The following is a 15,118-nucleotide window of genomic DNA, read 5'->3' on the forward strand; positions in this document are numbered from 1 at the left end:
TAGATACAAAACTATGGACAAATGTTTCCGTCTTTTCTGTTTGTGGTTTTGCTTCGTTTCCGTCGCAGCCGCGCAGCAAACCGATAGTATTACCACTATAATTGCCGCTGAATATGATCAAGTTGGTGCCACGCACCGGTTTTGGTTAGGCGATAGTTATCGAAAGCTATATAATACGCCGGTCAAGATGCGTGTAGCAGATTTGAGTACAGAAAAGGGAGGTTTAACAGTCATCAAGCTTGGTGGGGGGATGCAAACGCAGTCCTTACGGATGGTAGACCCGACCGGCCGTGAATGGGTTTTGCGTTCTATTCAGAAGTTTCCAGAACGAAGTTTGCCAGAAAGTCTGCGTAAAACAATTGCAAAAGATATTGTTCAAGATCAGATTTCTATCGCGCATCCTTTTGGAGCGTTAACAGTTCCTCCATTTAATCGTGCACTGGATATTCCGCATGTTGTGCCGGAGCTTATTTATGTTGGAGACGATGCGCGACTAGGAGAATATCGTGATATCTTCAAAAATAGGCCATACATGTTTGAAGCGCGAATGCCTTTTGCAGATGAGAAGACGGATAATACGGAAAAGGTTATCCGTAAGTTACAAGAAGATAATGATATTGAGGTCGATCAGAAGCTTACTTTGCGGGCTCGTTTTTTAGATATGCTCTTAGGGGATTGGGATCGACATGAAGATAACTGGCGCTGGGATCCCGAGAAAGATAAAGGGAAGAAGATTTATACACCTGTACCACGAGATCGAGATAAGGTTTATTATAAAACTTCAGGTGTTTTCCCTGTACTTTTATCTTACCAATGGCTGAAAGCACACTTACAGCCCTTCAGTCCGCATATTCGTAATGTGGCACACTGGAACTTCAATGCCCGGCATTTTGATCGCTTTTTTCTCTATAAAATGGATAGGGAAGGCTGGGAGAAGGAGATTCGCTATATGCAGGCTGTGATGACCGATTCACTGATTCATGAAGCTATGTTGGCCATGCCGGATACCATAGTGAAGCTGAGTGCTGCCGAGCTGGAACATAATGTAAGGTCACGTAGGGATGAGTTGCTTGTGACCGGACTGGAATACTATAGCGCGCTAAGCCGCGTAGTGGACATACCTTTGTCAGCGAAGACAGAGTTTATCGATGTCACGTATCAGGAGGATGGAGCCGTGCGTGTACTGGTTCGTAATAAAAAGAAAGACGGTAGTGTGGGGCGAACATTAATGGATCGTAAATTTAGTCCGACTGAAACCAAGGAAGTACGTATCTACGGTCTTTCGGGTGAAGATGAGTACCAAGTCCAGGGGGCTGGAAGATCACCGATACGCGTACGACTTATTGGTGGCCAACAAGACGATCGTTATTCTGTTTCCGAAGATTTTAAAAACGGTAAGCGACTATATATATACGATAGTAAAGATGCTTTAACAGACTCCCCTGTTTCAGGCAAGTCTATTCGTTACCGACTCGATAAAGACACCGCTGTACATCGGTTTGAATATGACAACTTTGTTTACGACCGGAAAGGTGTGTTGGTAAATTTTAACTATGGTATAGATCGAGGATTAATTCTTGGCGCAGGGTACGTGATAGAAAACCAAGGGTTCCGCAAGTCTCCATTTGCATATAGACATACCATTATGGCTAATTACCTCACCGGTCGGAAATCGTTTATGTTCGATTATAAAGGAGAGTTCAAACAGCTGGTGGCGGGACATGATCTTGTTGTTAATGTTTCATCGTTGGGGCCAAAGAATCTGAGTAATTTCTTTGGCTATGGTAATGAAACCGTGTTTGAGAAAGGTGAGGACCGAGGTATTGACTATTATCGTAATCGTTATGATGTTGTTTCTGGGGATATCTTTCTAGCGAAGCGCTTGCTCAAAAATATGATTTTCTATTACGGTTCCTCTTCTGAATTTTACGCTAGCTCCGTAAAGAATAATGAGGAACGATTCTTGGAAGACTACCAGATAGCGCATCCCGAAGAGGCCTTTTTTGGGAGCAAATGGTTTACCGGTGCATCCGTTGGAGCGGTTCTCGATACGCGAGATCATAAGACCAATCCGAAATCCGGGATCTATATGGAAACAGCTTTTAACTGGAACGCAGAGTTAGGTGGTGATCATAAGAGCTATACCAGTTTAAAAAATGTCGTTAATTTTTATCATACGTTTGGAAAAGATCGGTTGACTATCGCCAATCGGACTGGTCTAGATGCCGTTTGGGGTTCGCCATACTTTTTCCAACACGCCCAGATTGGTGGAGAAAATAGCCTTCGCGGTTATAATTCGCGACGGTTTACAGGGAAAACAGCATTGTATAACAACCTAGAGACAAGGTTGAAGCTTCTCAGTTTTAATTCCTATCTCATTCCCGGGACAATGGGGCTTTTAACTTTCTATGATGTGGGACGCGTATGGATGCGTGAAGAAAAGTCTAATACATGGCATAGTGGTTACGGTGGAGGCCTTTATTTTATGCCTGCGGATCTGTTGCTTATACAAGCGGCATTCGGATTCAGCAGAGAAGCTACCTTACCGTATATTCGGGTAGGGCTGAGTTTTTAATTTTTTAGAAAAAGAAGTGGATACGAGGGTACTCTAGTCACACTAAAGCAATAAATATTACGGGTTCACTTTTTTGAAAATTAAAGTACTATTTTCGTTGCTCACTTTTTTTCTTTTATGTCCGACGATATAATTACGTTCCTGAAATTAGAAGATCTAACCGAAACAGCTGACCCGCCGCTTCGGAATAAGGAGTATTTTGTGTTAGATGGAAACAGTAAAAATCTACGTATCCAACCGAAGAAACTTTATCGTGCTGGATATTTTGGATTGATGCTGTTGCAAGAAGGAAGCTCGTATTATAGTATCGGCGACCATGAATACCAAATTACAAAGGGTGATATTCTTTTCTGCGTCCCGCAGGAAGCGTTTAAACTGATTTATGTATCACCGGATGTGCGTGTTAAGCAGATCTTCTTCTCGATAGATATGATTTCAGATGCTGGATTCAACTACCGGTCTAATGACATTTTGAAGAGCTTTTCAAATAACCCTTCCTATATTATCCGCCATGAGTCAGATCTCTTTAGACGTCTTTCCTTTCATATGGACGAATTGGCTACGCTTAATAAACGTACCACAGAAAACTACTATGGCAACGATATGATGTGGCATCACTTCTCGTTGTTGATGTATGATGTTGAGAACTATATTCGAGGATCTGAAGAAGCAGTGATCAATACCTCACGGGAAGAAGAATTAACCACAACATTCTTTGGTTTGGTGCGGGAGCACTATATCGCGCACCATGATGTACAGTTTTATGCGGATCAGCTTTATGTGAGTAGAAAATACCTCAGCCGAATCGTGAAGAAGACCATGTGCAAATCGCCCAAGGATATTATCAATCAGGTGCTCCTTATTGAAGCCAAAATTTTGCTTCGCAATTCCACGAGTAATGTAAGCGAAGTGGCGCATAGTCTCAATTTTTCTGATACGGCTGTCTTTAGTAAATTTTTCAAGAAATTAACCGGACGGAAGCCTAGTGAGTACAAGATGGATGACCTGTTCTAATAGACGGTAAAAGCTCTGTCACGTTTGTGTCTAATTGTATTTTTCGAGCCTTCGAAGTGTCTTTTGGACAAATTTTGGCGTCTTAGCGTTTGATTTGTACGTTTCCAAAATGATGACTTTTGCATCACACAAAATTATTAAAGCAAAATTCATTATGAAGCGAAATCACGTTTTTACGTCATCGTTATTTTTCATCCTTTCCCTCCTCGTATTTGTCGGCTGTCGACAAAATAGTCAAGGTGGTGCTTATGAGCAAGGACCTGCCGAGGTGCCAATGGGCACTGTAACTACGGGTAATGCCGTTATGCAAAGTGAATATGCTGCTTCGATCGAAGGTGTTTCCAATATTGAGATACGTCCGCAGGTGTCTGGCTATTTAAGCAAGATTCTTGTCGACGAAGGCGACTATGTCCGTGCCGGGCAACCTCTTTTCAAAATAGAAGACCGCGTGTATCAGGAGCAGCTGAACAGTGCGCGCGCTAGTGTGGCTGCTGCTGAAGCAAACCTGGTAACCGCAAAGATCAACCTGGACCGGAAGCAAGAGTTAGTAAAGAGCAAGATTGTTTCGGACTTACAGGTTCAAGAAGCAGATGCCGCTTACAATGCTGCTCGCGCATCGGTAGCGCAGGCGAAATCGGCAGTCGAGTCGGCTCGTATTAATGTAGACTTCTCGGTTATAAAAGCACCAGTTAGTGGTTACATTGGAAGATTCAATTACCGCTTAGGAAGTTTGTTGTCTCCAACCAATCAATTGCCTATTACCGTGGTTTCCGACAATCATCAGGTCTACACGTATTTTAGTTTAAGTGAAAATGATTTCGCTACTTTTCAACGTGTCAATGCCGGAAATACGATAGCGGAGAAACTGCGCAATACAGCACCGGTAAGTTTACTCTTGTCAGATGGCCTTGCTTATGGTCTAAAAGGAAAGATCGATGCGGTAGAGGGGCAGTTTAATAAAAGTACAGGTTCGATTACACTACGCGCTAAGTTTGATAATCCCAAAGTGGAACTGCGAAGCGGCAACACTGGAAAGATCGTGATGGAAAGAGAGATGGTTGACGTTGTCTTATTCCCAATCGCATCTACGGTTACAGTACAAGATAAAGTATTTGCCTACACGGTTGACAAAGAGAGTAAAGTACTACAGATTCCGATTGGAGTGATCGGGAAATCAGGTGACAATTTTATTATTACCGATGGTTTGAAAGCTGGCGATAAGTTTATCGCAAAAGGTTTTGAACGTTTACAAACTGGAATGCCTGTTGTGGAACAAAAGCAGGTTGCAGCAAGTAAATCGGAATAAAGTAGGGTAGCAAAAAATAAAGAACACTTTTCATGTTAAAGAATATTATAAAACGCCCCGTACTGGCGACGGTGATTTCCGTATTGCTGGTTATCCTCGGGGTGGTGGGTATGCTGAGCTTACCTATTACTAAATTTCCAGATATCGCGCCACCGACGGTTATGGTTACGGCAGTATATCCTGGTGCAAATGCCGAAACGATTGCTCGTTCGGTAGCCCCTCCGTTAGAAAATGCGATTAACGGTGTGGAGAATATGGATTATATTACCTCTACGGCGAGTAATGATGGTACGCTACAGATTACTGTTATTTTTAAGCTAGGGACAGATCCCGATCAAGCAGCCATCAACGTGCAAAATAGGGTTGCACAGGTAACCAATCAGATGCCGGCAGAGGTAATTCAGGCTGGTATTACAACGTTGAAACGCCAAAATAGTATGATCGCGATGGTAACGTTGACCAGTAAAGATGGATCTATGGATGACCTTTTTCTGGAAAACTACGGTAAAATCAATGTTGTCCCAGAACTGAAACGTATCAAAGGTGTGGGGGATGCGATGGTTTATGGCAACAAGGATTATTCGATGCGGGTGTGGTTGGATCCAAATAAGCTCAATTCGTATAACCTGACGCCAAACGATGTTGCGCGTGCAATTCAGTCCCAAAACTTAGAGGCAGCACCGGGACGTTTCGGAGAGATGACCACCGAGGTGAAGGAATATGTGATGCGTTATAAAGGTAAGTTCACCGAGCCGGAAGAATACGAAAATATTGTTGTCCGGGCACAGAGTGACGGGTCAGTTTTGCGTTTGAAAGATGTCGCTAAGGTTGAGTTTGCAGCCTACAGTTATAATGTTACTTCGCGCTATAATGAAAAACCTTCGGTTACGATGGCAATTTTTCAGATGAGTGGATCCAATGCTAATGAGGTTCAGATCGCTTTACAAGAGCGTATGAAGGAATTGGAAAAATCATTCCCGGGAACGATGGAGTATAAGATTCCATATGCGACGAAAGATTCCCTAGATCAATCCATCAGTCAGGTAATAACCACCCTGATTGAGGCATTTATTTTGGTATTCATTGTTGTATTTATCTTCTTACAAGATCTTCGATCGACCTTAATCCCGGCGATTGCGGTTCCGGTCTCTATTGTAGGTACGTTCTTCTTTATGAAGATTTTCGGATTCTCTATCAATATCTTGACGTTGTTCGCGCTGGTTCTGGCGATCGGTATCGTGGTGGATGATGCGATTGTCGTTGTCGAAGCAGTACATGCCAAGATGGAGAAGAAGCGATTGAATGCACGCGCGGCAACCATGTCGGCGATGGGCGAGATATCTGGCGCGATTGTTTCCATCACATTGGTGATGGCGGCGGTATTTGTTCCGGTAGCTTTTATGGATGGTTCTACGGGGTTGTTCTATCAACAGTTTGCCTTAACCTTGGCTATTGCGATTGTAATTTCCGCTGTTAACGCATTGACCTTAAGTCCGGCATTATGTGCAATCCTACTGAAGCAACATGATGCAGACGGACACGGACATAAAAAGCTAGGTTTTAAAGAACGTTTCTTTGCGGGCTTCAATGCTTCCTTTGATAAGTTAACGTTCCGTTACGGAAAGGCTATATTATTAATGTTGAAACGCAAGTGGATAGCTTTCTCTATTCTAGCCATTTTTGGTGGGTTGTTCGCTTGGTATTCGATGACAACACCAAAGGGGTTTATTCCTGACGAGGATCAAGGTTTTATCATCGTTACCGTTAACTTGGCACCAGGTGCATCGAAGGACCGAACGGAAAAAGTTGTCGCTGATGTGGAAGGCATGTTGATGAAGAATCCGGCGGTGCATGAAATTATGTCTGTAGATGGGTTAAACCTGTTTAGTGGTTCAATGTCCTCTTCTGCGGCTTCGCTTTTCGTGAAGCTTAAGGATTCGAAAGATCGCGGCGAGGTGCGTGATATCAATGCTATTATTGGACAGGTGCAAGGTGCGCTGATGTCAGATAAACGCGCTAATTTCTTAGTTCTGAATACACCTACGGTAGATGGTTTTGGAAATACCAGTGGTATGGAATTGGTGTTACAAGATCGTAATAATGGTGATTTACAAAAATTAGGTCATATCTCTTATGGTATGATGGGCGCCTTAATGCAGCGTCCGGAAGTTGCACTTGCCTATACCACTTTTGATGCCTCTTATCCGCAATTTGAGGTGGTCGTTGATGAAGTAAAAGCAGCACAATTGGGTGTTACGGTAAGTGATGTCATGAATGTGATGCAAGGTTATTATGGAAGTATCCAGGCTTCTGATTTTAATAGATTTGGAAAGTATTACCGGGTATTGGTACAATCTTCACCGGATAAGCGAGGAGATGAAAAAACCTTACAAGGCGTCTTTGTGAAGAATGCGAGCCAAGAAATGGTACCCTTAAGTACGTTGGTTACCTTAAAGCCTATTACGGGACCCGAGGTGGTGGAGCGCTTTAACCTATTCAATGCTTCGAATTTAACGGTTATGCCAGCGCCTGGCTTCAGTACGGGGCAAGCAATGGCTGCAATTGAAGAGGTGAGTCAGCAGGTTCTTCCTCCGGGATACACCTACGATTATAAAGGAATGAGTCGAGAGGAAAGTCAAGCGACATCGCAAACGACGGTAATCTTTATTCTGTGTATTGTGTTTGTATACTTTTTGTTGTCGGCACAATATGAGAGTTATATTTTACCATTTGCAGTTTTACTCTCGATCCCTGCGGGTCTGTCGGGCGTATTTATGGGGATTGGTATGGCCGGTATTGCGAACAATATATATGTGCAGATTGCGATGGTCATGTTAATCGGTCTACTGGCTAAAAACGGTATTTTGATTATTGAGTTTGCGATACAGCGTCGACGTGCAGGAAAAAGCCTTATTGCAGCAGCAGTGGAGGGAGCTAAAGCACGTTTACGTCCAATTCTGATGACTTCGCTTGCTTTTATTACCGGTATCATTCCTTTGGTATTTGTGGTAGGTCCTTCTGCACTTGGAAACCACTCTATAGGCTATGCGGCTATTTTTGGTATGCTTGTCGGAACTATTTTAGGTGTTTTCCTGACCCCGATTTTGTTTGTCGTGTTCCAATATTTCCAAGAGCGTGTTAGTGGTAAAAAATTAGAAGATGCCGACTGGGAATATGAAAATTAGATTTGATACAATGATGTTTAAAAGAAATATAGGATATGCATTTGGCGGAGCGCTCTTAACCACGGTGTTATGGAGCTCCTGCGCCGTGCAACAACATAACCCAGCAGCTGATCTTGTTTTGCAGGATACATTCCGAAATGAAAATGCCGCTTGGTTGCAAGACAGTAGTATCGCGAAAATCAGTTATGCTGATTTCTTTCAAGATCCTGTCTTGGTGCAGCTCATTGATCGCGCAATGTTGAATAATAATGATTTGCAGGTTGCGCTTAAGCAAATTGAATTTGCCGCACAAGGGTACACCCAAGCAAAGTGGCTTTATGCACCTGTGGTGAACGCTAATTTGGCCAACGTTACGGTTAACCGACCTTCGAGCAACAGTATGAACGGTATCATGGCGAGTGAGTTTATGGGCCAGAAATATACCATGGATTATACGTCTGTCGTAAACCTATCGTGGGAAGTTGATGTCTGGGGAAAAATCAAAGGACAGAAGCAGGAGGCGCTGATGGACTTGTTGAAAACACAAGAAGCCAGTCGTGCGGTCAAGACACGTGTGGTTACGGAAGTGGTGCAGGGATACTACAATCTGTTGATGCTGGATAAGCAATTAGAGATTACGAAGGAAAACCTAATATTCGCTGATAGCACACTGGCTATTTTGGAGAAGCAGCAGGTGCTGGGGCTGATTAATTCGTTGGCTGTACAGCAGCAGCAACTGACACGCGATCAGATTGCTAAAAATATTCCTGCCGTAGAGAGCGCCATCAGTATTCAAGAGAATGCGTTGAGCATTTTGGTGGGTGTGATGCCCGATCGGGTGGAACGAAAAGCTGGATTAAATCAGGTATACGTTCCGCAAGGGTTAGCGACAGGTGTGCCTGCTGAACTTTTAAGTTATCGACCGGATGTACGGACGAGCGAATTGGATGTCCGTCGAAGTATGGCATCGATCCATGTCGCTAAAGTTAGTATGTATCCTGTGTTAAATATCACGGCACAAGGAGGATTGAACGCGCTGAAAGCCCACAATTGGTTTAACATACCAGGGTCTTTGTTTGGTGTTGCAGCAGGTGCCATAGCGCAACCAATCTTAAATGGACGTCAATTGAAGACACGTTATGAACAAGCCAAAATTGTTGCGGAACAAGCCGAAATCAATTTCAAGCAATCGGTGCTTAAAGCAGTAGGAGAGGTCTCTGATGCATTGGTACAAATTCAAAAGCTCGACGAACAAGAGAAAATTTCGGATGGAATGGTTGCGCAATCCGGACGGTTGGTGGATAATGCACTGTTGTTATATAAGTATAATGATGCGACCTATTTAGAAGTTATTGTTGCACAAACCAACAAGCTTCAAGCGGAGCTGGACCTTGCGTCCGTCAAAGCGCACAAGCTGCAGGCGATTACAATGCTGTATCGATCGCTGGGTGGTGGTTGGCAATAATGTTGCTGTGTTAATTTGGGTGCCTCCTTTGTTCCGTTTATGGACGGGAGGCATCTTTTTATCGTATTGATAAGATAAGTTAGTTAGAAAGTATGTATGGAAACAATAAATACATTAGTTGTTATCAATTTTAGTGCCGTTGGCTCAGAAGCATTGCACGAAGATAAAATCGCCCAGTATGATCGGTTTATTCTTATTGATCAAAATATTGATGTTTTGAACGATGTTGCACTTCTATTAGAAGCGCGTAAGAAATATGTCGTTATTTTGGATAAGTTAGAAGGATTGGTTCAATTGTTTAAAAGCTATGGAACCAAGAAGAGACATCATGTCGTTGTCGATTCTTACCCTCTTCAGCAAATTGTTTAAACCCAATCGTTGCGACCACAAGGCAACTGATTGTAGTGAACCAATTGTATTAACTGAGATTATTTTTAATATTTTCCTATCTTTTTATTGATACAAACTTAATAAGAGAGTCGTACTTTGCTTCTGTTTATTTTTTGTAGGTCTTTCCTCTTGCGATGGATATTTTTTGAGGTTTTACCTTGATCACGAGCTATAAAATTTAAACAGTTTCTAAGTGTTAGTGGTTTATAGTAATATTTTTTTGTTATATTTATCGTGAAACGACGTAGATCAGTGATTTAACCTTGTTTTTGCACCTAAAAATTCCCTGGATATGTTGCAGAAACTTTTGTTTTTCTAGACAGTATCTACACTTCTTGTTGTTTTACTCTTATTGTTTTTTTGCTGTTTCAGGAAAATAGATTCTGAAATAGTACGTTTTATTAAGTAGCGTTTTTATCCAATATATAAACGCTATGACGTAGTGAAGAATGTAAATTACGTTCCCCCAGGGTAACGGATAAAGATAAACGAAGTACTATGGAAATAACACACATTAAAGAGAAGAAAAAGTGGCTCGCTTTAAATGATGAAGTACAGATTGGCGAATTGAACTATAACATTAACGGTGATATTCTGGTTATAGATCATACCGAAGTGGAGCCCCATTACCGAGGTAATAGTATCGCTGCTGATCTCGTGCAGGCTGCCGTAGACCACGCGAAGAAAGAACATCTGAAAATAGACCCCAAGTGTTCGTTTGCCGTCACATTTTTTGAACGTTTTCCGGAGTATAGTAATTTGTTGACTAAACGGTAGTTGAATCTATTTTTTAAAAAATAGGAACAAGTTAATTGCTATTTTTGTGCCATGAAAATTATAGGCATTATTCCGGCGCGTTATGCATCGACACGTTTTCCAGGTAAACCATTGGTCAATATCGGGGGGAAATCCATGATACAGCGTGTTTATGAACAGGTGAAAAGCTGTAAATCGTTAACGGAGGTTGTGGTCGCAACAGATGATACACGTATACAACAGCACGTAGAAGCTTTCGGGGGCAAGGTTGTGATGACCTCTTCGGATCACCCGTCAGGAACGGATCGATGTGCGGAGGTTATTCAATCCTATAATGATTATGATGTTGTAATCAACATTCAAGGTGATGAACCTTTTATCAACCCGGAGCAGATCGATATGTTGGCTATACTTTTTCAAGAAAGCGATACCGAAATAGGTACACTTGTTAAACGGATTGAAACGACGGCCGAACTCTTTAATGAAAATTCGCCTAAAGTTGTTTTTAATTCGAAGAGACAGGCGCTTTATTTTTCGCGACAAACTATTCCTTTTCAACGAGGAGTGGCACGCGAAAACTGGTTGGATCATCAAGCATATTACAAACATATTGGAATCTACGGTTACCGACGCCATATTCTACAAGAGATTACGAATTTGAATGCTTCCGCTTTTGAGAAATCTGAATCACTGGAGCAACTCCGTTGGTTAGAAAATGGATATATTATTAAAGTGGCGGAAAGTACGTTTGAAACTGTTGCTGTGGATACTCCGGAGGATTTGGAGCAGATCCAGCGTATCTATTTTAAGCATTAAGCGAGGAATTATTCGCTGTTAAAGTAACTTAGTAAAACTATTTGTTTTGTACCTTTGCTGCATGAACAAATACGCCGTTATTTTTGATATGGATGGGGTAATCTGTCACACGAACCCATATCACGCCAAGGCATTCGAAGCTTTTTTTGATAAATATAAAATCGACTATACCGAGAAAGATTTTGAAGAACACATGTATGGCAAGCATAACAGCCATATTATGACTTATTTTTTCAAAAGACCTATACATGGGGAGGAGCTCCTTGCATTGGAAAATGAGAAGGAAGCACTTTTTAGGACAATTTATAAGGACGCTGTCGAAACTATTCCGTACTACAAAACCTTCTTAAAGGATTTGAAGGAAAATGATTTTCATACAGCGGTAGCTACTTCTGCGCCCCAGGCTAATATGGATTTAATTCTCGATCAATTGGATATTAGATCGCAGATGGAATCTCTTTTAGCCAGTGAAAATGTGAACTTGCATAAGCCTCACCCCGAAGTTTACCTGAAGTCTGCGTCTAATCTAGGAGTTGATCCAGCACAATGCTTGGTTTTTGAAGATTCATTTTCTGGTGTTACGGCTGGATTAAATGCCGGTATGAAAGTGGTCGGTGTGTTAAGCTCACATACCAAAGCGCAGTTGCCTCCCTGTTCTTTTTATATTGATGATTACAGTCAAGTTGATGTAGAAAAGGTGCGTCAGCTTATTCGATCTTAACGTGCACTGATGCAAGAAGCGCTACAGCTGATCTCGTCCCCACAGGGTTGGGTTCTTTATTTTACTTGTGCCGTCTTGATTGGTATGTCGAAGACTGGAATTCAAAATATAGGGACATTAACTGTACCGCTTTTTGCCTTACTTTTTGGTGCGAAGTACTCGACCGGTATTGTCTTGATTCTTCTGTGTTTTGCGGACCTCACAGCGGTCCTGTACTACCGAAAAGCTTTTCTATGGAGCGAGGTCAAAAAGCTTCTTCCTCTGGCGGTAGTAGGGCTTATTGTAGGATTACTTCTAGGAAATGTAATAGACGATACCGCGTTTAAAATCACGATGGGCATCAGCATTATAGCAGGCATTATTGTTATGCTTTGGTTAGAACGTCTATCGGTCGAGAAGCAAAATTTAATTGTCGAAAATAAGTGGTATGCACCTTTCTTTGGGTTCATCCTTGGTTTCTCCACCATGATTGGTAATGCAGCCGGACCTGCCTTATCGGTTTATATGCTCTCTAAAAAGCTAGATAAAATAACCTTTGCTGCGACCTCCGCTTGGTTTATCATGATTCTCAATTTTACAAAAGTACCGCTCCAAGCTTTTGTGTGGCACAACCTTAGCTGGTCAGGCTTCTACTTGAACCTTATGGCTGTACCTTTTATTCTTCTAGGTGGTTTTATCGGTATAAAGATTGTCAAGGTTATTCCTGAAAAAACATTCCGTTACCTGATCATGACCCTGGTAACTATTTCTGCCATTTTACTTATCGTCCTGTAGCCTGAAGGGATGCGGTATCTCGCATAAAATTCCCTACTTTAGATTATTGTATTACATGTTAAAATAGGGAAGGGTGAACAAGATTCTTATTATTGACGACGAGGAAAAGTTACGCAGCCTCCTGGTACGTATTATTAAGTTGGAGGATGCTGCTTTTGACGTCTGGGAAGCGGGAACCATCAAGAAAGCCATGCAGCTTCTGGAGCAGCATGATTTCGATGTAATCGTCTCGGATGTCAAATTACCGGATGGTAATGGTATTGATATCATTCCCGAAATTCAAAAGCGACAACAAATTGCCGAAACCATCTTAATGACTGCCTATGGCAATATCGCGGATGGTGTCCAGGCAATGAAAAATGGTGCTTTCGACTATATCACAAAAGGTGATGATAATAATAAGTTGTTGCCTCTTATTTATAAAGCAATTGATAAAGCTCAACTGAAACGTCGGGTAAAACAATTGGAGCTTCAGGTGGGTAAGCAATATAGTTTTGATCAGATCGTCGGTACGTCTCCGGTGTTGTTGGAGGCTATTGATTTGGGGCGTAAGGTGGCTTCTACAGACACGACGGTTATGCTGCTTGGTGAAACCGGAACGGGGAAAGAGGTTTTTGCACAAGCCATACATGCGGAGAGCTTACGTCGCGAGCGTGCATTTGTAGCCTTAAATTGTGCCGCCTTTGGACGTGAAATTTTAGAATCAGAACTTTTTGGACACCGTGCCGGCTCCTTCACTGGGGCGATGAAGGATAAAAAAGGATTGCTAGAAGAAGCACATCGGGGTACCGTTTTTCTGGATGAGATCGGAGAAATGGCTTTGGATCTACAGGCTAAATTGTTGCGCGTTCTGGAAACAGGAGAGTTTCTTAAAATTGGAGACACCCAGCCTACAAAAGTTGATGTACGGATTATATCCGCGACGAACCGCAATTTAGAAACTGAAGTTTCAATTGGACACTTTCGCGCCGACCTCTATTATCGCTTGTCGGTTTTTGAAATCTCGCTTCCACCGTTGCGAGATCGTCGGACAGATATTCCTCTTTTGGCAAAGTTCTTTGCACAACAAGATGCATCACGTTTGGGTAAAAAGGAGATTAATTTCAGCCCAGCATACCTTCAAATATTACAGGATAATCCCTGGAAAGGAAATATCCGCGAACTCAGAAATACCATTGAGCGGAGCATGATTATTACCAACGGATCATTGCTTGACGTAGATAGCTTGCCTTTTGATATGCGGCGACGTAGCGCCGAAATTATCGATAGCGGAGGGGCAGATTATGCCATGACAACTATGGAACGGGAACATATTCAGCAGGTATTGAAACATACCGGCGGTAATAAAGCCGAGGCGGCTCGATTGTTGGGAATAGGCGTAGCAACACTGTATCGAAAGATTGATGAATATAAATTATAACCTCTAGCTGGGGCTGCTTTTATTACTATTTATTTTTATTGGTTAGACAAACTTTTTTGGTATACATATTGTTTTCTTAAAGTCGTGCGAAAGTAAATTAAAGTTTCGTACTTCCTTATAATTATGTAATTACAAGTTTTACTTGTATATTTATGTTACAACATTTAATTAAGAAAAGTAATGGCAAAATGGAGTTTAGACAAAGCACACAGCGAGCTTGAATTTCGTGTGAAGCACATGATGATTTCGAACGTTAAAGGACTGTTTGAAGACTTTGATGTGGAGGTTACCGGTAATCCGGATGACATTTCAAGTTTACATGTTGATGTTAGTATTGGAGTAGATTCAATTACAACGAAGAACGAGCAGCGCGATCAGCACTTACGTAGTGAAGATTTCTTCCACGGTGAGAAGCACCCGAAAATTACCTTTAAATCCACACACATCGCAACGGCAGGGAAGGATAAGTTTCATATTACAGGTGATCTTACGATTAAGGGGATCACGAAGTCCATTGTTGTTGATGCAGAGAATGGTGGAACAGCACAAGACCCTTGGGGAAATAAAAAGATCGGTTTTACGGTATCTGGTAAATTGAAAAGAGAAGATTTCGGACTGACTTGGAACACGGCGTTGGAGACTGGTGGGGTTATGGTAAGTAGTGAGGTGAAATTTGAAGGAGATATTCAATTTGCATTGTCTTAAAAATCAGTTTAA

The 15,118-nt window shown here is 42.0% G+C and carries 12 protein-coding genes; all 12 read left to right on the forward strand.

Annotation, left to right across the window (positions count from 1 at the left end; translation table 11 throughout):
* Positions 1-13: 13 nt before the first annotated feature.
* The 12 genes from E2P86_RS07070 (at position 14) to E2P86_RS07125 (ending at position 15,106) form a co-directional block, all read left to right on the forward strand.
* Positions 14-2,575: a BamA/TamA family outer membrane protein gene (locus tag E2P86_RS07070; protein WP_134431867.1), complete on the forward strand. Its 2,562-nt coding sequence runs from the start codon at positions 14-16 to the stop codon at positions 2,573-2,575.
* 117 nt (positions 2,576-2,692) lie between these two features.
* A complete protein-coding gene (locus E2P86_RS07075; protein WP_085472737.1) occupies positions 2,693-3,589 on the forward strand; it encodes a helix-turn-helix domain-containing protein in 897 nt (298 codons plus the stop codon).
* 154 nt (positions 3,590-3,743) lie between these two features.
* Complete coding sequence (locus tag E2P86_RS07080) at positions 3,744-4,895, forward strand: efflux RND transporter periplasmic adaptor subunit (protein WP_085473036.1); 1,152 nt, start codon at positions 3,744-3,746, stop codon at positions 4,893-4,895.
* Positions 4,896-4,927: 32 nt separating this feature from the next.
* Positions 4,928-8,080, forward strand: a complete 3,153-nt coding sequence (locus E2P86_RS07085) for an efflux RND transporter permease subunit (RefSeq protein ID WP_085472738.1) — start codon at positions 4,928-4,930, stop codon at positions 8,078-8,080.
* Between the two features lie 10 nt (positions 8,081-8,090).
* Positions 8,091-9,524 carry an efflux transporter outer membrane subunit gene (locus E2P86_RS07090; protein ID WP_206367999.1) on the forward strand — a complete coding sequence of 478 codons (1,434 nt, stop codon included), beginning with the start codon at positions 8,091-8,093 and terminating at the stop codon, positions 9,522-9,524.
* A 96-nt stretch (positions 9,525-9,620) separates the two neighbouring features.
* The gene (locus E2P86_RS07095) at positions 9,621-9,893 is read left to right on the forward strand and encodes a hypothetical protein (protein ID WP_134431870.1); all 273 of its coding nucleotides are present in this window, start codon (positions 9,621-9,623) and stop codon (positions 9,891-9,893) included.
* Positions 9,894-10,412: 519 nt separating this feature from the next.
* Positions 10,413-10,691, forward strand: a complete 279-nt coding sequence (locus tag E2P86_RS07100) for a GNAT family N-acetyltransferase (protein ID WP_085472740.1) — start codon at positions 10,413-10,415, stop codon at positions 10,689-10,691.
* A gap of 51 nt (positions 10,692-10,742) precedes the next feature.
* Positions 10,743-11,486 carry a 3-deoxy-manno-octulosonate cytidylyltransferase gene (gene kdsB / locus E2P86_RS07105; RefSeq protein ID WP_134431873.1) on the forward strand — a complete coding sequence of 248 codons (744 nt, stop codon included), beginning with the start codon at positions 10,743-10,745 and terminating at the stop codon, positions 11,484-11,486.
* A gap of 61 nt (positions 11,487-11,547) precedes the next feature.
* Entirely contained in the window at positions 11,548-12,207 is a 660-nt protein-coding gene (locus E2P86_RS07110) for an HAD family hydrolase (RefSeq protein ID WP_134431876.1), read from the forward strand.
* A gap of 9 nt (positions 12,208-12,216) precedes the next feature.
* Entirely contained in the window at positions 12,217-12,981 is a 765-nt protein-coding gene (locus E2P86_RS07115) for a sulfite exporter TauE/SafE family protein (protein ID WP_085472743.1), read from the forward strand.
* A 73-nt stretch (positions 12,982-13,054) separates the two neighbouring features.
* A complete protein-coding gene (locus E2P86_RS07120) occupies positions 13,055-14,401 on the forward strand; it encodes a sigma-54-dependent transcriptional regulator (protein ID WP_134431879.1) in 1,347 nt (448 codons plus the stop codon).
* A 180-nt stretch (positions 14,402-14,581) separates the two neighbouring features.
* Positions 14,582-15,106, forward strand: coding sequence for a YceI family protein (locus tag E2P86_RS07125; RefSeq protein WP_134431882.1), 525 nt, complete (start codon positions 14,582-14,584; stop codon positions 15,104-15,106).
* The last annotated feature ends 12 nt before the right edge of the window (positions 15,107-15,118 follow it).

The sequence above is a fragment of the Sphingobacterium psychroaquaticum genome (assembly GCF_004421025.1).
Lineage (GTDB): Bacteria > Bacteroidota > Bacteroidia > Sphingobacteriales > Sphingobacteriaceae > Sphingobacterium > Sphingobacterium psychroaquaticum.